Raw genomic sequence first — 23,902 nt, 5'->3', positions numbered from 1 at the left:
CCTCCCCGGAACTGCTGCGCTCTCGGCCCCTCAGAGCGGAGGAGATGAAAGCCGCCGAGCCCGCGCTCGGCGGCTGGCAGGCCTGCGCTGGCCTTGCTTGCGGCGGGGCGACGGGACGTTAGGCTCTCGGCCTTCGTGGCCCGAGGGGGATCATCACTTGTCGCGCATCCTGATTGCCGGTTTCCAGCACGAGACTAATACCTTCGCGCCGGTCAAGGCCGAGTACGAGTTCTTCGAGCGCGGCGAGGGCTGGCCGGGCCTGACCCGCGGCGCGGCGATGTTCGAGGTGCTGCCGCCGATGAACATCTCCTCCGGCGGCTTCATCAAGGAGGCGCAGCGGCTCGGCCACCAGCTGGTGCCGGTGCTGTGGGCGGCGGCGGTGCCGTCCTCCTACGTCACCGAGGATGCCTATGAGCGCATCGCCGGCGGTATCGTCGAGGGCGTGCGCGCCCATGCCGGCGAGTTCGACGCGGTCTATCTCGACCTGCACGGCGCCATGGTGGCCGAGCATCACGAGGACGGCGAGGGCGAGCTGCTGGCGCGCGTGCGGGCGGAAGTGGGCCCGGATATGCCGATCGCCGTCAGCCTGGACCTGCATGCCAACGTGACCGAGGGCATGGTCGAACATGCGACCCTGCTCTGCGCCTACCGCACCTATCCGCATATCGACATGGCGGCGACCGGCGCGCGCACCGCGCGCATGCTGCACCAGGTCCTGACCGGCAGGCGGCCGGTGCCGGCCAAGGCGTTCCGCCGCGTGCCGTTCCTGCTGCCACTCACCTTCCAGTGCACCATGGCGGAGCCGTCCAAGGGCATCTACGACGCCTTCGACGGCCTGGAGCGGGACGGTGTGCTGCTGGTCAACTACACGCCGGGCTTTCCGCCAGCCGATATCCGCGAATGCGGGCCGACCGTGTTCTGCTACGGCGACGATCAGGCCGCCGCCGATGCCGCCGCCGATACCGTGCTCAAGTCGATCGTCGACAAGGAGGAGGCCTTTGCCGTCGGCCTGATGACGCCGCAATCGGCGGTGGCACATGCCATGCGGCTCTCCAACCAGGCGCGCAAGCCCGTCGTGCTGGCCGACGTACAGGACAATCCCGGCGCCGGCGGCACCGCCGACACCACCGGCCTGCTCGCCGCGCTGGTCGCGGCGGAGGCCCGCGGCGCCGCGCTCGGCGTGGTCTACGACCCGGCGGCGGCGAAGGCCGCGCACGCGGCCGGCATCGGCGCCGAGATCGAGCTCGAGATCGGCGGCAAGGTGTTCCGCGCCGGCGACCCGCCGTTCCGCGGCCGCTTCACGGTGGAGGCGCTGGGCGACGGCCGCTTCCTCTGCACCGGCCCGTTCTATGGCGGCACGCGGACCAATCTCGGTCCCACCGCCTGCCTCCGGATCGGCGACGTCCGCGTCGTGGTGTCGAGCGGGCGCATGCAGGCGGCCGACAAGGAGATGTTCCGCCATGTCGGCATCGAGCCGGAGGAGGTGAAGATCCTCGGCCTCAAGAGCACGGTGCATTTCCGGGCCGATTTCGCCCCGATCGCCGAGGAGATCCTGGTGGTGGAGGCGCCCGGCGCCTTCGTCGACCGGCCGGCGAATCTGCCCTACAAGAACCTGCGCGCCGGGGTCAGGCTCGGCCCCCTTGGGCCGGAACATGGCGGCGCGTAGAAGAGCGCGTGAGGGGCGGGGGAGACCTGAGGGAGAAAAGAATGCGATCGATTGTGGTCCCCGTCGCTATCGCCCTGATGGCCATGGCCGCGCCCGCGGCGGCGCAGAATGTGCTGGTCTCGCCGGAGGCGGTGCGCGACTGCCTGTGCCTGCGCCAGGCGGTGGATTTCCAGAATGCCCAGATGTCGGTGGCGCGCGGCGCCATGCAGGCGGCCGAGGCCGAGCTCACCCGCATCCGCACGGAGATCGAGCGTCGGCGGCCCTTGGTCGATCCGGCCGATGCCAATGCGCTGGCCGAGTTCACCACGCTGCTGGCGCAGGAAGAGCCGGCGCGCAGGGCGCTGAACGACGAGAAGATCCCCGATTACAACGCCGCCGTGGCGGCCTATTCGGCCGCGGCGGACAAGTACAACAAGCAGTGCGGGGGCAAGAGCCTGGACCCGGCGGCGCGCGCCGAGGCGGAGGCGAACCTGGTCTGCCCGCGCTGAGGACGCGGGCAGTCCGGGAATATCAGCCGGAGATCAGGCGGCCTGCTGCGAGGCGCTGTTGGCGGTGAAGTCGCGCAGGCGCTGGGCGCGCTCCGACAGGCGCGCCAGGGTGGCGCCGATCTCTTCCGTCGCCTTGCGGGTCTGGCCGGCCAGCTGCTTCACCTCGGAGGCGACGACCGCGAAGCCCTTGCCGGCTTCGCCGGCGCGTGCCGCCTCGATGGTGGCGTTCAACGCCAGCAGGTTGGTCTGGGCGGCGATCGCCTCGATCTGCTTCGCCACCTGCTCGACCACCTGGATGTCGCCGAACAGGCCGGTGATCTCGGTGCCGAAGGCGTCCTGGCCCTGGCTGCTGTCGTTATGCGAAGACACGGACATGCGCGCAATTCCCCCGGCGGGTATCTGGGCCCGCGAACATCGCGGTGCGATTCCTTCCTAAACGGGGTCGGTTAACGGAGATTGAAGCGGCGGCTTTTTGCGGATTATTGCGCGAGGGCGCGCCAATACGCCGCTTCCGCGTCGGCGCCGAAGCAGCAGAACACGACATGGCCCGGCGCGCCTGGCTTCGCCATCTCCTCCTTCACCGTGCGCACCGCGATCGCCGTTGCCCGCTCCAAGGGAAACCCGAAGATGCCGGTCGAGATCGCCGGGAAGGCGAGGGAGGTGAGGCCCTTTTCGGCGGCGAGCCGCATCGCGGCGCGGTAGGCCCCTTCCAGCGCGGCATCCTCGCCCGCGCCGCCGCCATGCCAGACCGGGCCGACGGCATGGATCACCCATTTGGCCGGCAGGTCGTAGCCGGCCGTGATGCGGGCATCGCCGGTCGGGCAGGGGCCGGCCTGCCGGCATTCGCGCGCCAGCTCCGGGCCGGCGGCGCGGTGGATCGCGCCGCAGACCCCGCCGCCCGGCGCCAGCTGCTCGTTGGCGGCGTTGACGATGGCATCGACCTCGAGGCGCGTGATGTCGCCGCTGTGGATCTCGATGCCCTTCATGGCGGACCTCCTACAGCGGATGGCCGAGTACGGCCTCCAGCTCGGCCAGCGCCTGGGCGGGGCCGGTCACCTTGATGGTGCGCATGCCCATGGCGGCGGCGGGCTTCAGGTTGATGCCAAGATCGTCGAGGAACACCGTCTCGGTCGGCCGCACGCCCAAGGTCTCGCAGGCGATCTCGTAGAAGCGCGGCTCGGGCTTGCGGATGCCGACCTTGCTGGATTCGATCACCGCGTCGAACAGGGTCATGATCTCGGCGATCTGCGCCGCGCGCTGCACGTTGCGCGTCATGCCTGGGCCTTCGCCGACCTTGGCGTTGTTGGTCAGGCAGGCGATCCGGTAGCGGGCCTTCACCTTCCTCAGCGCCGTCACCATCTCCGGCCGCACGTCGCCGGAGATGCGCGCCAGCACTTCGTGGCCGGAGAGGCGGTGGCCCAGGGCGGCGCTCTCTTCTTCGAACAAAGCGGCGAAGCCGGCGGGGTCGACCTCGCTCCGCTCCAGCTTCGCCCAGGCATTGGTATGCGGGTTGCGCGCGTTGACGCCGCGGATGAAGTCCTTCGGCAGTCCGCGCTCCGCCTCGAAGCGGTTGAAGGCATCGAACGGGCTGGTGAGGATGACGCCGCCGAAATCCCAGAAGACGGCCTTGATCGGAGCAGGTCGGATTGGCTGTTGGCTGGACATCACTTTGCTGTGGTTTCACTGCGGAAAGCGCCGATCATCGGCTATAACCCCGCGCATCGGCAAGGGAGGGATCGCCCCGATGAAGCTCTACAACGCCAATCTGTCGCCCTATGCGTCGCGCTGCCGGATCGCGCTCTACGCCACCGGCCTGAACGTCGACATCCTGCCGCCGCCGGCTCCGCTCGGCTCCGACGATTACAAGCAGCAGGTCAACCCGATCGGCAAGGTGCCGGCGCTGGCGCTGGACGATGGCACGGTGCTGCCCGAATCTGACGTCATCGTGCAATATCTCGACGAGAAGTCGGGCGGGAAGCTCACGCCCGGCACGGCGGAGGGGCGCGCCAAGGCGCGGCTGATCGGCCGCATCGCCGATCTCTATATCGCGCCGGGCCTCGGCACCATCTTCCGTCAGCTCGGCGCCGCCGAGCGCGATCCCGCCAAGATCGCCGAGGGCGCGGCCGAGGCGAAGAAGGGCCTGGGCCTGCTCGAGCATTATGTGGAAAGCGGCGCCTATGCCGTCGGCGGCAAGCTCAGCCATGCCGATTGCATGGTGGCGCCGACGCTCTTCTTCATCAGCGCCATCCTGCCGCGCATCGGCGAGGCGGAGCCCTTCGCCTCGACGCCCAAGGTCGGCGCCTATTGGACGGCGGTGCAGAAGGATGCGAGCATTGCCCGCGTGCTGAAGGAAATGGCGGAAGCGCTGGCCGAGCGGATGAAGCGGGGCTAGCCCCGCTTCGCAGGTTCGGAGGAGAGGTTAATGGCAGGAAAGCTCGATGCCGTCGAAAGCCGCGTGTTCACGACGCGCGACTTCGCCCTGGATCTCGGCGGCACTTTGCCGGAATGCCATGTGGCCTATGAGACGCACGGCACGCTGAACGCGGCCGGCGACAACGCCATCCTGATGACGCATGGCTATACATCGAGCGGGCATGTCGCCGGCCGCTTTGCCCCCGGCAAGGCGGCGCGCGGCGTGGCCGAGGACGCGCTCGGCTGGTGGGAGCCGCTGGTCGGCCCGGGCAAGGCGATCGATACCGATCGTTATTTCGTGGTCAGCTCCAATGCGCTCGGCTCCGCGCATGGCTCCTCCGGGCCGAACACCATCGACCCGCGCACCGGCAAGCCCTATGGCCCGACCTTTCCGGAAGTGACGCTGCGTGATTCGGTGCGGGCGCAGAAGCTGCTGCTCGACAGCCTGGGCGTGAAGCGGCTGCACGCCGTTGCGGGCCCCTCCATGGGCGGCTTCCAGGCCTTCCAGTGGTCGGTCACCTATCCCGATTTCATGCGCGGCGTGGTCGCCACCGTGACGGCGCCGAAGATGCGGGCGGGCGTCGATGCGGCGGAGGCAACGCGGGCGCGCCTCGCCACCGATCCCAATTGGAACGACGGCTGGTATTACGAGAACGGCGGCATCGGCAAGGTGCTGGAGGAGATCCGCTACGAGACGCTGGTGCAATACGGCCAGCGCGAGCTGCTGGCGCCGACCATCCCCGACCCCGCCGCGCGCGAGGCGGCGATCCGCTCCACCGCCAAGGCCTGGGCGGCCAATTACGACGGCCACTCGCTGGTCGTGCTGCGCAAGGCGATCGGCCGCTTCGACATCACCGGCGAGTACGACAAGATCCGCGCCAAGCTGCTCTACGTGATCGCGCCGAACGACAAGCTGTTCCCGGGCTCGATCGGCCCCGGCTACGCCGCCGACCTGCGCAAGGCCGGCGTCGACATCACCTACGTGGAGCTGGTTACCGACAAGGGCCATCTCGCCAGTCACGCCGATGCCGAGCAATGGGCCCCGCTGCTCCGCACCTTCCTGGAGCGACTGCCGAAGTAGGGCGCCGCTACTTCCCCTTCCGGCCCTTCATCATGCGGAGCGGGTTGTAGGTCATCACCACCTCGCCGCGCTGGTTCTTCACCAGGTTCATGGTGCGCACCAGGCCGCGGCCGCCTTTCGAGGTGGGGCGGATCTCCACCACCTCGCACTCGACATGGATGGTGTCGCCGGCGACGACCGGCGCCTTGACGTCCAAGGTCATGTTGAGGAAGGCGAAGCCGGTGCCCTGCATGGTTGACTGCACCAGCAGCCCTTCGGCGAAGCTGTAGGTCAGTGCGCCCGGCGCCGGGCGGCCCTTGATCGCGCTCTCGGTGCGCAGGAATTCCAGGTTGTTGAACAGCACCTCGGTCATGCCGGTGACGCCGACGAAGTTGGTGATGTCGGCTTCCGTCACGGTGCGGCCGACGGTCTTGAACTTCTGACCGAGCTTCAGGTCGTCCCAGTAGAAGCCGAGACCGACGGTCGGGATCTCTTCGTTGCTCATTGCATCGCCTCCTCGATCTCGGTCTCGCTCAGGCCCGCCTCGCGCAGCACCTCCACCGTATGCTGGCCGAGCTTCGGTGCCGGCCGGCCGAGCGCCAGCGGCGTCGCGCCGAACCGCGCGGCCGGGCGCACCGTCACCATCGGCCCCTCGGTCGGGTGTTCCATCTTCTGGAACAGTCCGACCGCCTTGGCATGCGGGTCGTTGAACAGGTCGTTGAGCCCGTTCACCGGCGCGGCGGGGATCGAGTTCGCATCGCAGATCTCGAGCCATTCGCGCGTCGTGCGGCCGGCCACGCCGCGCTCCAGGATGCCGTAGAGCTCGTTCACGTTGCGCGTGCGATCGGCGAGCGTGCGGAATTCCGGCTCCTCCAGCAGGCCCGGCCGGCCGATCAGCTCCGCGAGCCTGCGCCACTGCGCGTCGGAATAGGGCAGGATGCCGATCCAGCCGTCCTTGGTGCGATAGGGCTTGCGGCTCGGCGCCAGCACGCGCGGATAGCCGGCCTTGCCGTCCACGGGATCGGTCGTCTTGGTCCAGAGATGCTCCACCATGATGTAGCCGACCATGGTCTCGAACATCGGCACTTCCACCTGTTGGCCCTGGCCGCTGCGCTGGCGGTGCAGCAGGGCGGCCAGGATCGCATTGCCGAAGGCGAGGCCGACCGACTTGTCGGCGATGATGGTGGGCGCATAGCGCGGCTCGCCCACCGTTTCCGCCATCAGCGCGGCGACGCCGCAGGCGGCCTGCATGATGTCGTCGAACGCCGCTTGGTCGCCGTTCGGCCCGTCGGTGCCGAAGCCGAGCGCGCTCGCATAGACGATGCCCCGGTTGATCTTCCGAATGTCGTCATAGGAGATGCCGAGGCTCCTGGCCGCCTTCGGCCGCATCGAGTGCACGAAGCAATCGGCACCCTCGACCATGCGATAGAGCGCCTGGCGCGCCTTCGGCTTCTTCAGGTCGAGCGTGACCGAGCGCTTGCCGCGGTTGACGCCCAAATGGATCGGGCTCATCAGCGCCGTCTTTTGCGGGCCGAGGTTGCGGTTGAGGTCGCCTTCCGGCGGCTCCACCTTGATCACCTCGGCGCCGAAATCCGCCAGCATCTGGGTGGCGTAGGGACCCAGCACCACCGCCGTCAGGTCGACGACGCGGATGCCGCTCAGGGGACCGGCCATCAGTAGGACTTCGGCAGGCCGAGGGCCTTTTCCGCCACGTAGGAGAGCACCAGCTCGCGGCTGACCGGCGCGATCCGCGCGATCATCACCTCGCGCATCATGCGCTCGACATGGAACTCCTTCGCATAGCCCATGCCGCCATGCGTCATGACAGCCTGGGTGCACGCCTTGAAGGCGGCCTCGGCGGCGAAGTACTTGGCCGAGTTCGCCTCGGCGCCGCAATTCTGCTTGGCGTCGTAGAGCGAGGCGGCCTTGTAGGTCAGCAGCTCGGCGGCTTCCAGCTCGATCCAGTTCACCGCCAGCGGATGCTGGATCGACTGGTTCTGCCCGATCGGCCGGCCGAACACGACGCGGTCCTTGGCGTATTGCGTGGCGCGCTCCAGCGCCACCTGGCCGAGGCCGGTCGCCTCCGCCGCGATCAGGATGCGCTCCGGGTTCAGGCCGTGCAGCAGGTACTTGAAGCCTTCGCCTTCCTTGCCGATCAGGTCCTCCTCCGGCACCTTCATGCCGTCGAAGAACACCTGGTTCGAATCCACCGCCTTGCGGCCCATCTTGTGGATCTCGCGCACCTCGACGTGATTGCGGTCGAAATCGGTGAAGAACAGCGAGAGCCCGTCGAAGCCGGTCTTGCACTGCTCGATCGGCTTGGTGCGGGCGAGCAGCAGGATCTTGGTCGCGGTTTGCGCCGTCGAGGTCCAGATCTTCTGGCCGTGCACGATGTAGTGCTTGCCGTCCTTCACGGCGCGCGTCTTCACCTTGGAGGTGTCGAGCCCGGCATCGGGTTCGGTCACGCCGAAGCAGGTGCGGTCCTTGCCCTGCATCATCGGCGGCAGCATGCGCCGCTTCTGCTCCTCGGTGCCGTAGACGACCACCGGCATCGGCCCGAACAGGTTGATGTGGATGGCGGAGCAGCCGGAGAAGCCGGCGCCCGAGCGGGCGATGGTCTGCATCATCAGCGCCGCCTCGGTGACGCCGAGGCCGGAGCCGCCGAGCTCGGGCGGCATGGTGATGGCGAGCCAGCCACCGGCGGCCAGATCCTTGACGAACTCCTCGGGGAAGCGGCCGTCCTCGTCGCGCGCCAGCCAGTAATCGGGGCCGTACTTGGCGCAGAGCTTGGCGACCGCGTCGCGGATCGCCTCCTGCGCCTCGGTAAACTCGAAATTCATTGGGCTCCTCCACCGGGCGGTCGTTGTCGCAGCCGGCGGGCGAGAACATAGATGGGGGTGGCGGCGACTAGCAAGGCGACGGCCGAGAAGGCGCAGAGCGCCTGGTAATTGCCGGTCCAGTCATGGATCAGGCCGCCCATCTGCGCCCCGAAGGCGGCGCCGACGCCCTGCGCCAGGCTGATCGAGCCGAGGATGCGGCCGAACGAGCGGCCGGCGAAGAGCTGGCTTGCCAGCGAGGATATCACCGGCGCGCGCGAGCCCATGGTGGAGCCGTAGAGCAGCGCGAAGACGGCGAGCGGCACGACATCGCCCGGGCCGTCGATCAGCGCGAAGGCGATGACGCCGACGATGGTCGCCGTGTAGCTGAGGCCAAGCGACATCTCGCGCCCGCCGCGATCGGCGAGCCAGCCGGCGCCGATCATGCCGACCGGGGTCAGCATGGTGGTGAAGCCGAAGATCGACGCCGCCTGGATCGGCGCGAAGCCGGCCTCGACCAGGCGCGCGACGACCTGCGGCGTCAGCGAGAAGACGCCGACCGAGGTGAAGGCGAAGGACCAGATCAGCGCCCAGAAGGCGAGGGTTCGCATCGCCGCGCCGAGACGCGGGCCTTCGGCCGGCGCGCCATTGGCCCGAACGCGGTGCGGCAACGCCGGATTGCCGGCCGCGATGCGCCGCCAGGGCAGCAGCGCAAGCGGCACCACCAGCACCAGCAAACCGATGCCGATATGGCGATAGGCGAAGCGCCAGCCGCCCCATTCGATGAGGAGCTGCGCGAAGGGCGAGAAGATCAGCACGCCGATCCCGCCGGCGCAGAAGCCGACCGCAATGGCGGTGGCAAGCCGCGCCCGGAACCAGCGCGTCAATAAGCCGGCCTGCATGACCGAGCCGAGCGCCGCGATGGCAAGGCCGCAGCCAAGGCCGAGCGTCAGCTGCAGCTGCCAGAGCCGATCGGCGAAGGCGGCGGCGGTGAGCGAGCCGCCCATGCAGGCGACGCCGCCGAGCGCCAGGGCGCGCGGGCCGACGCGGTCGAACACCGTTCCGATCACCGGCGCCGAGAGTCCGAGCACCAGCATGCTGATGGCGTAGAGGCCGACGAAGGCGGCGCGGTCGAGCTCGAGCGCCTGGGTGATCGGCAGCACGAAGACCGGAAACGCACCGTTCAGCCCCTGGCCCAGCATGCCGAGGCAGAACACCAGCGCCACCACGCCGATGGCTCCGGCCGTCGCCTCCGTCACATTCTGTTGGATCGGCCCTGAGCGCTGCTGCATCCCGTCACCGCCGCCAAACTAGGCCGCGGAACCGCCCGGCGCGAGCGGCGGCGGGGCATGGCAGCATGCTGCGCGCGCATGCCCTGCGAGCGGTTGCGACGCGGCGTCAGTCGATGATGAAGGTGACCAGCCCCGGATACGCGGTCAGGATGCTGATGGTGATGACGTCGGCGACGACGAAGGGCCAGATGCCGCGGAACACGTCGCCGAGCGGGATATCGGGCCTGACGCCGTTCACCACATAGCAGCAGAGCCCGACCGGCGGGGTCAGCAGGCAGATGCCGCAGAGCTTGACCACGATGATGCCGAACCAGATCGGGTCGTAGCCCATATTGACGATCACCGGAAACACGATCGGCAGGGTCAGGAGCAGCATGCCGATCGCATCCATGAAGCAGCCGAGGATGAAATAGATCAGGTAGATCAGCAGCAGGATGACGATCGGCGGCAGCGCCTGGTCGGTCACCCACTGGGCGATCGTCTCCGGCAGCTGGGCATAGCCGAGGAACAGCACGAAGATCAGCACGCCCCAGATGACGGTGAAGATCATCACCGTCAGCTTGGCGGTGTCGGCCAGCGCCTTCTTCAGGTCGCCCCAGCTCATGCCGTACCAGAGCGCGATCACCAGCACCGAGAAGGCGCCGAGCGCGCCGGCCTCGGTCGGCGTCGCCCAGCCGTAATACATGGCGCTGAAGATCAGGCCGATCACCAGCCAGACCGGGAAAGTGCCGGGCAGGCTCTCAAGACGCTGCCGCCAGGAATAGCCGCCGACCGGCGGCCCCAGGGTCGGGTCGAGCTTGCAGCGGAAGATGATGATCGCGGTGTAGACCAGCGCCGAGATGAAGCCCGGCACGAAGCCGGCGATCAGCAGCTTGCCGATCGATTCCTCGACGATGATGCCGTAGATAACCAGCAGGCCGGAAGGCGGGATCAGCGAATCCAGCGTCGCGCCGGCAGCCACAACGCCGGCGGCCAGGCGCCGGTTGTAGCCGTTCTTCAGCATTTCCGGGATGGCGACGCGGGCGAACACCGCCGCCGCGGCCGTGGACGCACCGGACACGGCGGAGAAGGCGGCGACGGCGAAGACGGTGCCGATGGCTAGCCCGCCCGGCAGCCAGCCGAGCCAGCGCCGCGCCGCCTCGAAGCAGGACTGCGTGATGCGGGCGTAGTAGGCGAGATAGCCGATGATGATGAACATCGGCAGCACGGAGAGCGTGTAGGACGCCGATTTGGCGTGCGGCACCGTGCCGGCGGCCTGTAAGCCTGCGGTAGGTCCGATCATGGCGACCAGCCCGATGGTGCCCACGACCCCGGCCGCGATGAATATGCGCACGCCGAGCGCCGCCAGGACGACCAGCGAGAGCGCCCCGATAGTGCCGATTTCAATCGGTTCCATACTCAGATCACCCGCGACGGGTCATTCGGCGGCAGATTGCGACCGAGTGCGTCCTCGATCTCGTGCCGCGCCAGTTCTTCCGGTGTTTCGACCACCGGCACCGCCTCCGGCACCCGGCTCGGATCGGCGAACATGCGGAGATAGCCGAGCAGCTGCAGCAGCAGCCGGAGCCACAACGTGGTCAGCGCAATCGGCACGATCAGTTTGGCGGGCCATACGGGCAGGCGGATGTCCATGGAGGAATCGCCGCGCGTCCACGCCCGCATGAAGTGATCCCACGAGGTGTCGATCAGCAGCCCGACCAGGATCAGGCCGACGATCACGCCGAACGCTTCCAAGGCCCAGAGCACCCGGCCCCTGAGCAGGGTCAGCACGATCTCCATGCGAATATGGCTGCCGTAGCGCTGGCAATAGGCGATGCCGAGGATGGCGTAGATGACGGCGAACTGCTCAATCCAATCGACATAGCCATAGATGCCGAGATTGAACAGCGTCCGGCCGACGATCTGGATCACGCCGATGATCATCAACGCGAAGATGGCGACGGCCGCCGCCAGGTTCAGCGCGTTTTCCAGTCTCGAATAGAGGAGGCTGAGGCGGCCGACCAGACTGGTCGGCGGCCCGGCCTCCGCGGCCGTCCCCGTCACAACTTGCTTCCCCTTATTGATATTGGCCCTGAGTGATTGGCCTCGAAATCAAACGGCCCCGGGGTTGTGCCCCGGGGCCGATGGACCCGATCAGCTCTTCGGCGCCGCGGCTTTCGCGGTGTCGAGGATCAGCTTCAAGAGCTCGGCGGCCGGCACGCCCTGCTTGGATTTCTCCGCCACCCACTCGTCCCATACGGGCTTGCCGCCGATCTCCTCGAACTTCTTCAGATCGGCCTCGGAATAGGTGATGAACTCGAGCTTCTTGCGCTTGAACTCGGCGAGGTACTTCTCGTCCGCCTCGCCATAGGCCTTCTTCTGCTCGACATAGCCCGGGCCCTTGGCCTCCATCAGCAGGTCCTGATACTGCTTCGGCAGCTTGTTCCAGGCATCGATGTTGAGCATCACCGGGCAGGCCTGCGTGCCGGGCGAGAGGTTCGAGGTGAACCACTTGCCGACCTCGTAGGTCCGGTACGAGCCATGCGCGTAGGTGGACGGGAACGAGGCCGCATCGACCGCACCGCGCTCCAGCATGGTGTAGACTTCAGGCGCCGGCACCGAGGTCGGGATGGCGCCGACCTTGGCCATGGCCGCGCCGATGCCGCCGATCGCACGCACGCGCAGCCCTTTCCAGCCTTCCACCGTCTTCGGCGGCGGCGAGCTGCGGCCGACGAATTCGTATTGCGGCAGCAGGGTCGACATGTAGGGCTTCGCCTTCCACTTCGCCATCTCCTGCAGGATGTAGGGATGCTGGTGGAACTTCTCGTGCACCTTCTCCTGCACGTCGCCATTGGGGAAGGGCAGGAAGGGCAGGTCGAGCGCCGTATAGCCCGGATGCTTTTCGGGGTGATACGACGAGCACATGTTGGTGGCTTCCAGCGCGCCGACCGAGAGCAGGTCGAGCAGCTCCTTCGGGTCGCCGTAGGTGCCGTAGCCGACGGTGATGGTGAAGTTGCCCTTGGTCTTTTCCTTGACGTACTTGGCAACCGTGTCGAAGCCCTTGCTGGCCGCGCGGGGCTTGCCCCAGGCGCCGGCCTTCCAGGTCACTTTCGGGCCGTCGACCGTCTGAGCGGCGGCCGTCCCGGCGAGGGCGAAAGCCGGCGTAACGATCAGTGCAGCTATCATCGCGCGCATGCGCATTGCGGTACCTCCCAGTTGTTTCGCGCCGGCCAACCGTTTCAGTGCGACTCTGACCGACCCAAAGCCTCGTTTTGTCACACCCTAACAGTGAGGAATCGGCCCCGCAAGTTACGGCCCGGGAGTTTAAGGGTTTATTATTGTTGCGATGAAGTACCGCCGCCGGTTGCGCAGTTGGCGGCGACGAACGCACCGGCTAACGCGCCGCGTCGCTCTTCAGATAGGCGATGATGTCGGCGCGGTCTTCGGGCTGGCCGACGGTGAAGTTCATCCGCTGTCCCGGGATCAGCTTCTGCGGTCCGGCGAGCCAGCGATCCAGAGTCGCGTCGTTCCAGACGATCGCCGAAGCCTTGACCGCCGGCGAATAGGTGAAATCGGCGACCGAGCCGGCCTTGCGGCCGAACACGCCGCGATGCATCGGGCCGACGCGGTTGGCGTCGATCGAGTGGCAGCCCGTGCAGCGCGCCTCGTAGAGTTCGCGTCCCCGTTCCGGGTCGGCGGCGTGCACGGCGCCGGCCGCGATCAGCAGGCCGGCGAGCGTCAGGATGGCGGCGGTCGCGGCGCGGCACATGGCCTTCGTCTCCGGTGCACATCCGCCGGCGGGCTTGGAGGTGTCCCGCCGGCGGGGGTGCGACGGTTGTGAGGGAGTGAAGTCAACCGCCGAACGACAGCGCGCCTTTCGGCAGCGGCTCGGCCAGCGCGGAGGTCAGCGCCGTCCAGTGCATGGTCTCGTCCGCCGCCAGCCGAGCGGCGACCTTGGCCAGGTCCTTGGATCCGAAGGAGGGGATCACGCCGATATAGGCATTGGCCGCGCCGCGCTCGAGCCGCTGCGCCAGCTTCAGCACGTCGGTCTGGTTCCGGAGCGAGGCGGCGTTCAGCGCGCGGGCGTACTCGTCCTTCGACTTGGGCGCCACCGGTGCGCCGCCGAGCTTCCTGATGGTGGCTTCCAGCGCGCCGGCATGCTCCTTGTGGTGGCTCTGGAACGCCACGGCGACGTCGAGCACCGGCTTCTGCAGGAGACCGCTCTCGGCGCCCAGCTGGTAGGCGGTGATCGCTTCCTGCTCCAGGCCGAGGGCGACGTTCAGGATCTGCACGTCGTTCGCGGCCGATCCGCCCTGGGCGGTCGCCATGCGCTCGCAGCCGGCGAGGATGGCGACAGCGGTGGCGGAGAGGGTGGCGGTGCCGAGCGTGCCGAGGAAGCGGCGGCGTGCGGGCACGAGGCGCACATCCGGCGCCTTGACGATTTGGCTCATACGGGGAGATCTCCCTTTGCGTCAGTTCGGTGAGCGACGCGAGAGCCGGACCGGCTCCGCTGTCGTGTGCCTGTTTCGCGCGGGAGGCGTTGCTGGATGCCGGATGTAACGCGCTTGTTTGCGCCGCCTTCAGGCGGCTATCGGCTTCGTGATCGTTCCGGGATCGCCTTACCGCTCCTCGATGACGGCCCTGAGGCGCTGCATGGCGAGCCGGATGCGAGACTTCACCGTGCCCAGCGGCAATCCCGTGGCGACGGCGATGTCGCTGTGCGACTTCTCCTGGAAGAAGGCGAGCACCAGCAGCTCGCGCTGGTCCTCCGGCAGGCCGGCAATGGCGGTATGGAGCTGGCGTGCCGACTGCGCCGCCTGCAGGATCTGGTCGGCCTGCTCGGGCGTGGCCGGCACCAGCGCCGGGTCTTCCGGGTCGAGCTCCGGTCGGCGTGCGCGCCGGATCGCGTCGATCCGCTTGTTGCGGGCGATGGTGAACAGCCAGGTCGAGACCGCGGATTGCCGGCGGTCGAAGGTGGCGGCCTTCTGCCAGACCGCCAGGAGGGATTCCTGCGCCAGCTCGTCCGCCTCCGCGGCCTGGCAGCCGAGGCGCATGAGGTAGCTCTTCACGCGAGGCGCGAAATGCTCGAACAGCTTTACGAAAGCCGCCCGGTCGCGCCCGGCGGCGATGGCCGCGACGAGGTCGGCGAAGAGGTCGCGGGTGGTGTCCGGGCTGGTGGGGTCCATCGGCGCTCTTCTTACGGCCACGCTCGTAAGGCGCAAAGGCTGGAAATGCGGTGCGGCATTGGCTATGAAACCGGACATGCTTGGACTCGCATGGATTCGTGTTGCGGCGCTCGCCGCCGCTTTTGCCGCCGGCGCGGCTCAGGCTGCGCTGGCCGCCTCGCCCCCCAAATCAATCGGATCGTTCGGCGAATGGTCCGCCTGGGAGATCGCGGACGGCAAGAACAAGGTGTGCTACATCGCCACCAAGCCGAAATCGAGCGACAGCAAGGGCCTGAAGCGCTCGACCGTGCAGATCCAGGTTTCCAGCCGCACCGCCGACAAGGTGAAGAACGAGGTCGGCGTCTATGTCGGCTATGCGATCAAGCAGAACACCAAGGTGACGGCGACGATCGATACCGAGGCCTTCGAGCTGATGCCGTCGGGCCAGAAGGGCTATCGCGAGACGGCCTGGATCCACGACGCGGCGCGCGAGCGGGAATTCGTCGAAGCGATGATGAAGGGCAACGCGCTCAAGGTATCGGCCACGCCCGAGAAGGGCAGCGCCACCACTGACAGCTACTCGCTCAGCGGTGTCACCGCCGCCCTCAAGGCGATCGCCGACCGCTGCAAATGACCATCGCCCCGGCGTCGGCGCCGCTCGCCCCTGAGGTGGCGGTGGCGGATCGGACGCCGCCCTCCGCCGGCCGGCATGTCCTGGTCGGCCTCGACCGGCGTGAGCTCGCCGACCTGCTGGTCGAGCTCGGCGAGCCGGCCGCCCGCGCGAGGATGCGCGCCGGCCAGCTCTGGCACTGGATCTACCATCGCGGCGCGAGCTCGTTCGACGCCATGACCAGCCTGGCGAAGGACCTGCGCGCGCGCCTGGCGGAGACCTGCGAGGTCGGCCGCCCCGACGTCTCGCGTGCGCTGGAAAGCTTCGACGGCACCCGCAAGTGGCTGCTGAAGCTGCCCGACGGCGAGGAGGTGGAGAGCGTCCACATCCCTGAAGAGGATCGCGGCACGCTCTGCGTCTCCAGCCAGGTCGGCTGCACCTTGACCTGCCGGTTCTGCCATACCGGCACGCAGAAGCTGGTCCGCAATCTCACCGCGCCTGAGATCGTCGGCCAGGTGATGGTGGCGCGCGACACGCTCGGCGAATGGCCGAGCCCGGTGGGCGACCGGCTGCTCTCCAACATCGTGATGATGGGCATGGGCGAGCCGCTGTACAATTTCGACAACGTCGCCAAGGCGCTGAAGATCGTGATGGATGGCGAGGGCATCGCGATCTCCAAGCGGCGCATCACGCTCTCCACCGCCGGCGTGGTGCCGATGATGCAGCGCTGTGGCGAGGAGATCGGCGTCAACCTCGCGGTCAGCCTGCACGCGGTGCGCGACGACATCCGCGACGTCATCGTGCCGCTCAACAAGAAGTATCCGTTGAAGGACCTGATCGCCGCCTGCAAGGCCTATCCCGGCGCCACCAATGCGCGCCGCATCACCTTCGAATACGTGATGCTGAAGGGCGTCAACGACAGTCCCGCCGATGCCCGGGCGCTGGTCAAGCTGATTCGCGGCATCCCGGCCAAGGTGAATCTCATTCCGTTCAACGCCTGGCCGGGCGCGCCTTACGAGTGCTCCAGCGACGAGGCGATCCGCGCCTTCTCCGACATCGTCTTCAATGCCGGCTATTCCTCGCCGGTGCGCCAGCCGCGCGGCCGCGACATCATGGCCGCCTGCGGCCAGCTTAAGTCGGATAGCGTGCGCAAGCGGAAGAGCGAGCGGCAGGCGGCGCTCTCCGCCTAGAACAGAACGTCGGAGGGACTCCCATGCTGGCCTATCGCATCACGCAGTTCGGCGCGCCTCTGGCCGAGATGAAGGAAGCCAACCCGGCGCCGAAAGGCACCGAGGTGCTGCTGAAGATGACCGGCTGCGGCGTCTGCCACAGCGACGTGCATATCTGGGAAGGCCATTTCGACATGGGCGGCGGCCGCAAGGTGCCGGCGGTGTCGAGCGACACCTTGCCGCTCGCCATGGGCCATGAAGTGGCGGGCGAAGTGGTGGCGGTTGGCCCCGAGGCGAGCGGCGTCAAGGTCGGCGACCGCCGCGTCGTCTATCCCTGGATCGGCTGCGGCCAGTGCGCCACCTGCAAGGCCGGTGACGAGCATCTCTGCAACAAGCCGCGGCAGATCGGCGTCAATGTCGATGGCGGCTTCGCCGACCACGTGCTGGTGCCGCATGCGCGCTACCTGCTCGACTACACGGGCGTCGAGCACGACCTCGCCTGCACCTTCGCCTGTTCCGGCCTCACGGCGTTCAGCGCGCTGAAGAAGATCGGCAAGCTCAGCGAGGGCCAGGCGCTGCTCATCATCGGCGCCGGCGGCGTCGGCCTTGCCGGTGTGAAGCTCGCCAAGGCGGTGACCGGCGTGGCGCCGATCGTCGCCGATATCGACGACAAGAAGCTCGAATTGGCGAAGCAGGCCGGTGCCGCCGACGTGATCAACTCCACCGCCGCCGACGCGGTGAAGCGCCTGGTGGCGCAGACCGGCGGCGGCGTCGCGGGTGCGGTCGATTTCGTTGGCGCCGAGAGCTCGACCAAATTTGGCACCTCGGTGCTGCGCAAGGGCGGCAAGCTCGTCATCGTCGGCCTGTTCGGCGGCAGCTTCACCGTGCCGGTGCCGATGTTCCCGTTCCGCAGCTGGACCGTGCAGGGCTCGATGACCGGCCGGCTCGACGAGCTACAGGAGCTGCTCGAGCTTGGCCGCAAGGGTCTGGTGCAGTCGCCGCCGATCTCCAACCGGCCGCTGGCGCAGGCCGGGCAGACGGTTGAGGACTTGAAGGCCGGCCGCATCCTGGGCCGCGTGGTGCTGCATCCGTGAGGCCGGCTTGACGGCGGTCGCGGCCGGCCGGCTCGGCGCGGCGGCGCGGCCGACCCGCGCGGTCGGCACCTGGCTTGCCGTCATTGCCGCGCTGGTCGCGCTGATGGTGCTGGTCGGCGGCTATACCCGCCTGACCGATTCAGGTCTCTCGATCACCGAATGGAAGCCGGTCACCGGCGCCATCCCGCCGCTCAGCCACGAGGCCTGGCAGGCGGAGATGGAAAAGTATCGCCAGATCCCGGAATACCAGCTGATCAACAAGGGCATGTCGCTGGAAGCCTTCCAGCGCATCTACCTGATCGAGTACACGCACCGCCTGCTCGGGCGCCTCATTGGCGTCGCCTTCGCATTGCCCTTCATCTGGTTCCTGATCCGCGGCGCCATCGACCGCGCGTTGCTGCCGCGCCTGATCGTGCTGTTCCTGCTGGGCGGCCTGCAGGGTGCGGTCGGGTGGTGGATGGTGGCGTCGGGGCTGGTGGAGCGCACCGATGTCAGCCAATACCGGCTAACTGCCCATCTCGGCCTCGCCGTGCTGATCCTGATCGGCCTGATCTGGACCGCCCGCGGCGTCATCGTGCCGCAGACGGTTCCGGCCGCCGCCGTCTTGCGCGGGCCCGCGCGCCTCACTCTCGCCCTGATCTTCCTGCAGATACTGCTCGGCGGTCTGGTGGCCGGGCTCGATGCCGGCATGGCCTATAACACCTGGCCGCTGATGGACGGCGCTCTGGTGCCGCAAGGATTGTTCGCCGCCGCGCCCGCCTGGCTCAACCTCTTCGAGAACGCTCTCACCGTGCAGTTCAACCATCGCCTGATGGCGATCGTGGTCGCCGCCGCGGCGCTCGTCACCTGGTGGCGCGCGCGCCGCCTGCCGCCATCGCCGGCGCGGCGGCTGGCCGGATGGCTGCTCGCGGGCGTCGCCCTGCAATTCGCGCTTGGCATCTGGACCCTGCTCGCCCAGGTGCCGCTGGCGCTCGGCCTGGCGCACCAGGCGGGCGCGCTGGCCGTGATCACGGTGGCGACGGCGCTGGCGCATGCGAGCCGGCGCGCATGAGCGACCTTCGTCTCGTCTACATCACCGCCGGCTCGGTCGACGAGGCGGAGAAGATCGGCCGCGTGCTGGTCGAGGCGCGGCTCGCCGCCTGCGTCAACATCCTGCCCGGCATGCGCTCGATCTATCGCTGGCAGGGCGCCGTCGAGATGGCGGAGGAGGCGGTGCTGATCGCCAAGACGCGGGCGCCGCTGGTTCCCCCGCTGGTGGCGCGTGTGAAGGAGCTGCACAGCTACGATGTGCCCTGCGCCGTCTCGCTGCCGATCCTGGACGGCAATCCCGACTATCTCCGATGGCTCGCCGAGGAGGCCGCGCCGTGATCGTGAGCCTGGACCATTTCGTGCTGACCGTGCGCGACATCGCCGCAACCATCGGCTTCTACGAGCGGCTCGGCATGACGGTGCAGCATTACGGCCCTGGCCGCGTGTCGCTGCATTTCGGCCGCCAGAAGATCAACCTGCATCCGCTGGGCGGCGAGTTCGAGCCCAAGGCGGCGCTGGCGATGCCCGGCACCGCCGATCTCTGTTTCCTGATCGACGGCCCGGTCGCCTCGATGGCGGACCGGCTGCGCGCCGGCGGTATCGCCATCCTGCTCGGGCCGGCGGAGCGCACCGGCGCGACGGGCCGTATCCTCTCGATCTACTGCCGCGACCCCGACGGCAACCTCGTGGAGCTGTCGGAACCCCTTGCCTGAGGTTCCTGGGATGAGCCCTCCCGTCCCCCGGCGTTGTAAGCCGGGGCGGCGGTCTCTACAGTCGCGTCAATTCGAAGGACGCACCCGACTTGCGCGGTAACTGGATCTTCGTCGGCCTTGCGGTCATCGGCGCCGCGCTGATCGTCTACTTCTCCCTTGTCCGCCCGCCGGAGCCGGGGCGCGTTGCCACGCGCCAGCCGGACGTCATGTCGGGCACCACCGGCTCGGGCAAAGGCGATCCCGAGGTCAAGCCGCCGGCGGCGCCGGCCGAGACGGAGGCTTCCAAGGCCCAGCCGATGGTGCCGCCGAGCTTCGATATCGTGCGGGTCAGCCGTTCCTGCACCGCGGTGATCGCCGGCCGCGCCGCGCCAGGCGCCACCGTGATCGTCTCGACCCCCACGCGCGAGCTCGGCCGGGTCAAGGCCGATCCGCGCGGCGAATGGGTGCTGGTGCCGGACCTGCCGCTGGAAAGCGGCTCGCGCGAGCTGCGCCTTGCCGCCCAGTTCGACGGCCAGGAGCCGGTGAGCTCGCCCGACACGGTGGTCGTGGTGGTGCCGGTCTGCGGCCCGGACGATCAGGGCCAGCAGGCGATCGCCGTGCTGACGCCGCAGACCGGCGCCAGCCGCCTGATGCAAGTGCCCTCGCGGGGGGAGGAGCTCAAGGCGACCAAGGGGCTCAGCCTCGACAGCGTCGACTATGACGAGAAGGGCGATGTGCGGCTCAGCGGCCGGGCCGAGCCCGGGGCCACCGTGCAGGTTTATATCAACAACAAGCCGGTCGGCACCGCCGTCGCCGATGCCGCCGGCCATTGGGAGACGAGGCTCGTCGAGCGGGTCGATCCCGGCGTCTATACCCTGCGCGTCGACCAGGTGCGCGAGGCCGGCAAGGTCGCTTCGCGCATCGAGCTGCCGTTCAGCCGCGCCGCGCCGGAGGACATCAGGGTGGAAGAGGGCCGTGTGGTCGTGCAGCCCGGCAACAACCTCTGGCAGATCTCGCGCGGCACCTATGGGCGCGGCGCCGCCTATACCGTGATCTATCAGGCCAACAAGACTCAGATCCGCGATCCGGACCTGATCTATCCGGGCCAGATCTTCACGCTGCCGAAGCCTGGGGGACCGGTTCCGCCGCTGCCGGCGGGACCTGTTCCGGCGCCGGCGGCCGGGAAGCCGCCCGCCGGGCAGTGACCGCCGCGGTCTCTGCGGCCAGCGCCAGCTCCGGCCGGCAGCGCAGCACCTGGGCCACCGCTGCGGCGACCAGCCGCCGGGCCGGGGGATTGGCCTCCAGCGTGGCGGTCGTCACCAGGATCAGCCGGTTCTGCCGCTCGACGAAGCGTCGGTCGTCAGCCGCGCCAGGAGCGAGGTTGAACAAGGCAAGCCTGAGGCTCCGCGCCTGCGGGCTTTCCGCCGTGAACGGCACCGGGCCGAGATCGGCCTCGAGGGTGAGCCGGCAGGATTCGCCCTGGCCCTCGCCCTCGATCGTCGCCACGGCCTCGAAGGCCATGCCGAGGCAGCCAAAGCGGAACTTCACCGGAAACGCCAGTGCCAGGGCCTCGATGGAATTCGCGTACTTCGTCAACGGCATGGCACCAACGCGTGGAAAAGGATTGCCCCGGATGACAGCCCGAACCACCTTAAGTTTCGGTGAAGATATCTACATATGTTGCCAACACATGTTGAGTGGGCGGGCGCGCGGGCTGGAAAGGGCGGTTTAGGGTCGGGAACATGCAGGGCTTCGTGCAGGCGCCAGCGGGCGAGCCGCCGTCGCGGGGGCATCTCAAGACCATCGCCACTCTGCTGCGCTATCTCTGGCCGCCGGGTCGAGTTGACCTGAAGGCCCGGGTGGTCGCCGCAGCCGTGCTGATCGTGCTGGCCAAGCTCGCCAACGTCTCGGTGCCGTTCTTCTACAAGGATGCGGTCGACGCGCTGGACCGGCCGGCCGTCGCCCTGGTCGCGGTGCCCGTCGCGCTGATCCTCGCCTATGGCCTGGCGCGCATCATGGCGCAGGCTTTCGGCGAGCTGCGCAACGCCATCTTCGCCAAGGTGTCGCAGCACGCGGTGCGGACCATCGCGCTGGAGACCTTCCAGCACCTGCACCGGCTGTCGCTGCGCTTCCATCTGGAGCGCCAGACCGGCGGGCTGTCGCGCGCCATCGAGCGCGGCAATGCCGGCATCCAGTTCGCGCTGTCCTTCACCTTGTTCAACATCCTGCCGACCCTGTTCGAAATCGGCCTGGTCGTCGCGCTGCTGCTGCTGCGTTATGACGGCTGGTTCGCCTCGGCGACCCTCGTCACCATCGTGCTGTATGTCGCCGTCACGCTGGTGATGACGGAATGGCGCATCAAGCTGCGCCGCGAGATGAACGAGCGCGACGCCGAGGCCAATACCCGCGCCATCGACAGCCTGCTCAACTACGAGACGGTCAAGTATTTCGGCAACGAGCCGCACGAGGCTTCGCGCTACGACCGCGCGCTGGAGCGCTATCAGCACGCCGCGGTGCAGAGCGAGCTGTCGCTGTCGGCTCTCAACGTCGGACAGGGCATCATCATCGCCGGCGGGCTGGTCACCGTGATGCTGCTGGCGGCCCAGGGGGTCGCCCGCGGCGAGATGACGCTCGGCGATTTCGTGCTGGTCAACACCTTCCTGATCCAGCTGTACCAGCCGCTCAACATCCTCGGCATGGTCTATCGCGAGGTGAAGCAGAGCCTGGTCGACATGGAGCGCATGTTCAACCTGCTCGCCGTCGACGAGGAGGTGCGGGACGCGCCGGGCGCCACGCCTCTCCGCCTCGAAGGCGGCGAGGTCGAGTTCGATGACGTGCAGTTTGCCTATGACCTCCGGCGCCCGATCCTGAAAGGCGTCAGCTTCCGCGTGCCGGCCGGCAGGACGGTGGCGATCGTCGGCGCCTCCGGCGCCGGCAAGTCGACCATCTCCAGGCTATTGTTCCGCTTCTACGACGTGCAGTCGGGCGCGATCCGGATCGACGGCCAGGACATCCGCCAGGTCACGCAGGCGTCGCTGCGCGCCGCCATCGGCATCGTTCCCCAGGACACGGTGCTGTTCAACGACACCATCCGCTACAACATCCGCTATGGCCGGCCGCGCTCCGATGAGGACGAGATCCGCCGCGCCGCGCGGCTCGCCAAGATCGACCATTTCGTCGATCACCTGCCGGACAACTGGCGGACGAAAGTGGGCGAGCGCGGCCTCAAGCTCTCCGGCGGCGAGAAGCAGCGCGTCGCCATCGCCCGCACCATCCTGAAGGACCCGAAGATCCTGCTGTTCGACGAGGCGACCTCGGCGCTCGACACCCGCACCGAGAAGGAGATCCAGGCCTCGCTCCGCGAGGTCTCGGAGAATCGCACCACGCTGATCATCGCCCACCGGCTCTCCACCATCGTGCACGCGGACGAGATCCTGGTGCTCGAAGGCGGCCAGGTGGTGGAGCGCGGCCGCCACGCGGATCTGCTCGCCCAGGCCGGCCACTACGCCGAGATGTGGGCCCGCCAGCAGGAAGCCGCCGAGGCGCGCGAGCGCATCCAGGCCGTGGAAGAAGCGGAGGCGGAGGAGGACGCCGGCTAGGCCCGCTTCCGGTCTCCCATGCCGCGGCGGAGCTGTTCGTCCAGGAAGTCGATGGCGAGCGCCACGGTCTCGCTCGCACCGATGATGCGGCGGTGGCCGAGGCCGGGCAGGGGCGCGAGGCGCGAGCCGGGCCAAGCGCGGTGCAGCGCCTCGCTCTCGGCGAAGGGGATCTCGGCATCCTCCGGCGCGTGCAGCAGCAGGGCGGGATGGCGGAAGCCATGCGCCAGGTTGGCGAGCTCCATGTCCTCGATCCGGGCGGCGATATCGGCCTCCACCAGCCGACGGAACTCCGCCAGCTGATCCGCCGGCAGCCCGGCGGCGCGGGCGCGGCTGGCCAGGACGCGTTCGAGCGAGGCCGGTCCGGCGATGTGGATGCTGGCCCGCGCGGTGAGGCCGTTGGCGAAGGCGTAGAGCGCCGAGGGCGAGCCGACCGAATGGGCAACCACCGCGTCGAACGGGCCGGCTGCTTCCGCCACCGTGAGGATGGCGCGGCCGATCTCCACCACGCTCGAGGTCTCGCCCTCCGACTGGCCGTGCGCCGGCGCGTCGAAGGCGGTGACGCCATAGCCTGCCGCGACCAGGGCGCTGCCGATCGGCCCGAGATGGCTCGCCTGGCTGTCCCAGCCATGCACCAGCAGCACGCGCGGAACGCGGGTCCCGGTCGAGGGCCAGGTCCAGGCGGCGAGCCGCAGCCCACGATGGACAATGGTCGAGTGGAGGCCGGAAGCGATGAAAGCCTCCTCGGCCGGGCTCCGCTCCAGGCGGCGCGGCCGGTTGAACTGGCGGAGCATCTGCTCGAGCGTGATGGCGGGCTGGGTCATGGTGTCTCGC

The 23,902-nt window shown here is 68.5% G+C and carries 27 protein-coding genes; 12 read left to right on the top strand and 15 right to left on the bottom strand.

The genetic code is table 11. From position 1 onward, the window contains the following. The first annotated feature begins 157 nt into the window (after window positions 1-157). Together DT074_RS08940 and DT074_RS08935 are read left to right on the top strand one after the other, a co-directional pair. Entirely contained in the window at window positions 158-1,666 is a 1,509-nt protein-coding gene (locus tag DT074_RS08940; protein ID WP_119419490.1) for a M81 family metallopeptidase, read from the top strand. A gap of 41 nt (window positions 1,667-1,707) precedes the next feature. Then, entirely contained in the window at window positions 1,708-2,154 is a 447-nt protein-coding gene (locus tag DT074_RS08935; RefSeq protein ID WP_162914744.1) for a hypothetical protein, read from the top strand. A gap of 33 nt (window positions 2,155-2,187) precedes the next feature. Here DT074_RS08935 and DT074_RS28685 read toward each other — a convergent pair whose 3' ends face one another. From DT074_RS28685 to DT074_RS08920, 3 genes are all read right to left on the bottom strand, one after another. Beyond that, the gene (locus tag DT074_RS28685) at window positions 2,188-2,529 is read right to left on the bottom strand and encodes a methyl-accepting chemotaxis protein (protein WP_119419488.1); all 342 of its coding nucleotides are present in this window, start codon (window positions 2,527-2,529) and stop codon (window positions 2,188-2,190) included. 104 nt (window positions 2,530-2,633) lie between these two features. Then, window positions 2,634-3,140 carry an O-acetyl-ADP-ribose deacetylase gene (locus tag DT074_RS08925; protein ID WP_119419487.1) on the bottom strand — a complete coding sequence of 169 codons (507 nt, stop codon included), beginning with the start codon at window positions 3,138-3,140 and terminating at the stop codon, window positions 2,634-2,636. Between the two features lie 10 nt (window positions 3,141-3,150). Then, the gene (locus tag DT074_RS08920; RefSeq protein WP_119419486.1) at window positions 3,151-3,819 is read right to left on the bottom strand and encodes an HAD-IA family hydrolase; all 669 of its coding nucleotides are present in this window, start codon (window positions 3,817-3,819) and stop codon (window positions 3,151-3,153) included. A gap of 79 nt (window positions 3,820-3,898) precedes the next feature. Here DT074_RS08920 and DT074_RS08915 point away from each other — a divergent pair, with 79 nt between their 5' ends. Together DT074_RS08915 and DT074_RS08910 are read left to right on the top strand one after the other, a co-directional pair. Next, window positions 3,899-4,546 (top strand): glutathione S-transferase family protein, encoded by a 648-nt coding sequence (locus DT074_RS08915; protein ID WP_162914743.1) that lies wholly within the window; start codon window positions 3,899-3,901, stop codon window positions 4,544-4,546. Between the two features lie 30 nt (window positions 4,547-4,576). Beyond that, window positions 4,577-5,647, top strand: coding sequence for a homoserine O-acetyltransferase family protein (locus DT074_RS08910; protein WP_119419485.1), 1,071 nt, complete (start codon window positions 4,577-4,579; stop codon window positions 5,645-5,647). Window positions 5,648-5,654: 7 nt separating this feature from the next. Here DT074_RS08910 and DT074_RS08905 read toward each other — a convergent pair whose 3' ends face one another. From DT074_RS08905 to DT074_RS08860, 10 genes are all read right to left on the bottom strand, one after another. Continuing rightward, window positions 5,655-6,131, bottom strand: coding sequence for a MaoC family dehydratase (locus DT074_RS08905; RefSeq protein ID WP_119419484.1), 477 nt, complete (start codon window positions 6,129-6,131; stop codon window positions 5,655-5,657). Beyond that, entirely contained in the window at window positions 6,128-7,300 is a 1,173-nt protein-coding gene (locus tag DT074_RS08900) for a CaiB/BaiF CoA transferase family protein (protein WP_119419483.1), read from the bottom strand. Before DT074_RS08900 ends, DT074_RS08905 begins: the two co-directional genes overlap by 4 nt. Further along, window positions 7,300-8,466: an acyl-CoA dehydrogenase family protein gene (locus DT074_RS08895; protein ID WP_119419482.1), complete on the bottom strand. Its 1,167-nt coding sequence runs from the start codon at window positions 8,464-8,466 to the stop codon at window positions 7,300-7,302. The genes DT074_RS08900 and DT074_RS08895 overlap by 1 nt, the downstream gene beginning before the upstream one ends. Beyond that, window positions 8,463-9,734, bottom strand: a complete 1,272-nt coding sequence (locus DT074_RS08890; protein ID WP_119419481.1) for an MFS transporter — start codon at window positions 9,732-9,734, stop codon at window positions 8,463-8,465. Before DT074_RS08890 ends, DT074_RS08895 begins: the two co-directional genes overlap by 4 nt. Window positions 9,735-9,840: 106 nt before the next feature. Continuing rightward, a complete protein-coding gene (locus DT074_RS08885) occupies window positions 9,841-11,130 on the bottom strand; it encodes a TRAP transporter large permease (protein ID WP_119419480.1) in 1,290 nt (429 codons plus the stop codon). A 2-nt stretch (window positions 11,131-11,132) separates the two neighbouring features. Further along, on the bottom strand, window positions 11,133-11,777 hold the full coding sequence (locus DT074_RS08880; RefSeq protein ID WP_119419479.1) for a TRAP transporter small permease subunit: 645 nt from the start codon (window positions 11,775-11,777) through the stop codon (window positions 11,133-11,135). 90 nt (window positions 11,778-11,867) lie between these two features. Next, window positions 11,868-12,914 carry a TRAP transporter substrate-binding protein DctP gene (gene dctP / locus DT074_RS08875; RefSeq protein WP_119419478.1) on the bottom strand — a complete coding sequence of 349 codons (1,047 nt, stop codon included), beginning with the start codon at window positions 12,912-12,914 and terminating at the stop codon, window positions 11,868-11,870. Between the two features lie 193 nt (window positions 12,915-13,107). Next, window positions 13,108-13,482, bottom strand: coding sequence for a c-type cytochrome (locus DT074_RS08870; RefSeq protein ID WP_119419477.1), 375 nt, complete (start codon window positions 13,480-13,482; stop codon window positions 13,108-13,110). An 82-nt stretch (window positions 13,483-13,564) separates the two neighbouring features. Then, window positions 13,565-14,164 (bottom strand): ferritin-like domain-containing protein, encoded by a 600-nt coding sequence (locus DT074_RS08865; protein WP_119419476.1) that lies wholly within the window; start codon window positions 14,162-14,164, stop codon window positions 13,565-13,567. Between the two features lie 168 nt (window positions 14,165-14,332). Beyond that, a complete protein-coding gene (locus DT074_RS08860) occupies window positions 14,333-14,899 on the bottom strand; it encodes a sigma-70 family RNA polymerase sigma factor (RefSeq protein WP_119419475.1) in 567 nt (188 codons plus the stop codon). Window positions 14,900-14,975: 76 nt separating this feature from the next. Between DT074_RS08860 and DT074_RS08855 the strand changes: the two genes are divergently transcribed. The 7 genes from DT074_RS08855 to DT074_RS08825 all read left to right on the top strand — a co-directional run bounded on the left by DT074_RS08855 (window position 14,976) and on the right by DT074_RS08825 (window position 20,677). Beyond that, complete coding sequence (locus tag DT074_RS08855) at window positions 14,976-15,512, top strand: invasion associated locus B family protein (RefSeq protein ID WP_162914742.1); 537 nt, start codon at window positions 14,976-14,978, stop codon at window positions 15,510-15,512. Beyond that, window positions 15,509-16,678 (top strand): dual-specificity RNA methyltransferase RlmN, encoded by a 1,170-nt coding sequence (rlmN, locus tag DT074_RS08850; RefSeq protein WP_119419473.1) that lies wholly within the window; start codon window positions 15,509-15,511, stop codon window positions 16,676-16,678. Before DT074_RS08855 ends, rlmN begins: the two co-directional genes overlap by 4 nt. Window positions 16,679-16,701: 23 nt before the next feature. Next, a complete protein-coding gene (locus DT074_RS08845; RefSeq protein ID WP_119419472.1) occupies window positions 16,702-17,751 on the top strand; it encodes an alcohol dehydrogenase in 1,050 nt (349 codons plus the stop codon). A gap of 7 nt (window positions 17,752-17,758) precedes the next feature. Then, window positions 17,759-18,802, top strand: a complete 1,044-nt coding sequence (locus tag DT074_RS08840) for a COX15/CtaA family protein (RefSeq protein WP_368744552.1) — start codon at window positions 17,759-17,761, stop codon at window positions 18,800-18,802. Then, window positions 18,799-19,119 carry a divalent-cation tolerance protein CutA gene (cutA, locus tag DT074_RS08835; RefSeq protein WP_119419471.1) on the top strand — a complete coding sequence of 107 codons (321 nt, stop codon included), beginning with the start codon at window positions 18,799-18,801 and terminating at the stop codon, window positions 19,117-19,119. The genes DT074_RS08840 and cutA overlap by 4 nt, the downstream gene beginning before the upstream one ends. Beyond that, window positions 19,116-19,493: a VOC family protein gene (locus tag DT074_RS08830; RefSeq protein WP_368744551.1), complete on the top strand. Its 378-nt coding sequence runs from the start codon at window positions 19,116-19,118 to the stop codon at window positions 19,491-19,493. Before cutA ends, DT074_RS08830 begins: the two co-directional genes overlap by 4 nt. An 89-nt stretch (window positions 19,494-19,582) precedes the next feature. Continuing rightward, window positions 19,583-20,677, top strand: coding sequence for a LysM peptidoglycan-binding domain-containing protein (locus DT074_RS08825; protein ID WP_119419469.1), 1,095 nt, complete (start codon window positions 19,583-19,585; stop codon window positions 20,675-20,677). Here the strand turns inward: DT074_RS08825 and DT074_RS08820 are convergent. After that, window positions 20,586-21,074 carry a hypothetical protein gene (locus DT074_RS08820; protein ID WP_119419468.1) on the bottom strand — a complete coding sequence of 163 codons (489 nt, stop codon included), beginning with the start codon at window positions 21,072-21,074 and terminating at the stop codon, window positions 20,586-20,588. The two genes, DT074_RS08825 and DT074_RS08820, sit on opposite strands and share 92 nt — an antisense overlap. Before the next feature lie 140 nt (window positions 21,075-21,214). Between DT074_RS08820 and DT074_RS08815 the strand changes: the two genes are divergently transcribed. Then, a complete protein-coding gene (locus DT074_RS08815; RefSeq protein WP_119419467.1) occupies window positions 21,215-23,071 on the top strand; it encodes an ABCB family ABC transporter ATP-binding protein/permease in 1,857 nt (618 codons plus the stop codon). Here DT074_RS08815 and DT074_RS08810 read toward each other — a convergent pair. Then, window positions 23,068-23,892, bottom strand: a complete 825-nt coding sequence (locus DT074_RS08810) for an alpha/beta hydrolase family protein (RefSeq protein WP_162914741.1) — start codon at window positions 23,890-23,892, stop codon at window positions 23,068-23,070. The genes DT074_RS08815 and DT074_RS08810 overlap by 4 nt on opposite strands. Between the last annotated feature and the right edge of the window lie 10 nt (window positions 23,893-23,902).

Source organism: Desertibaculum subflavum (genome assembly GCA_003576705.1).
Lineage (GTDB): Bacteria > Pseudomonadota > Alphaproteobacteria > Ferrovibrionales > Ferrovibrionaceae > Desertibaculum > Desertibaculum subflavum.
The sequence above is the reverse complement of the archived record's forward strand: the minus strand, read 5'-3'. Positions and strand labels throughout refer to the sequence as shown.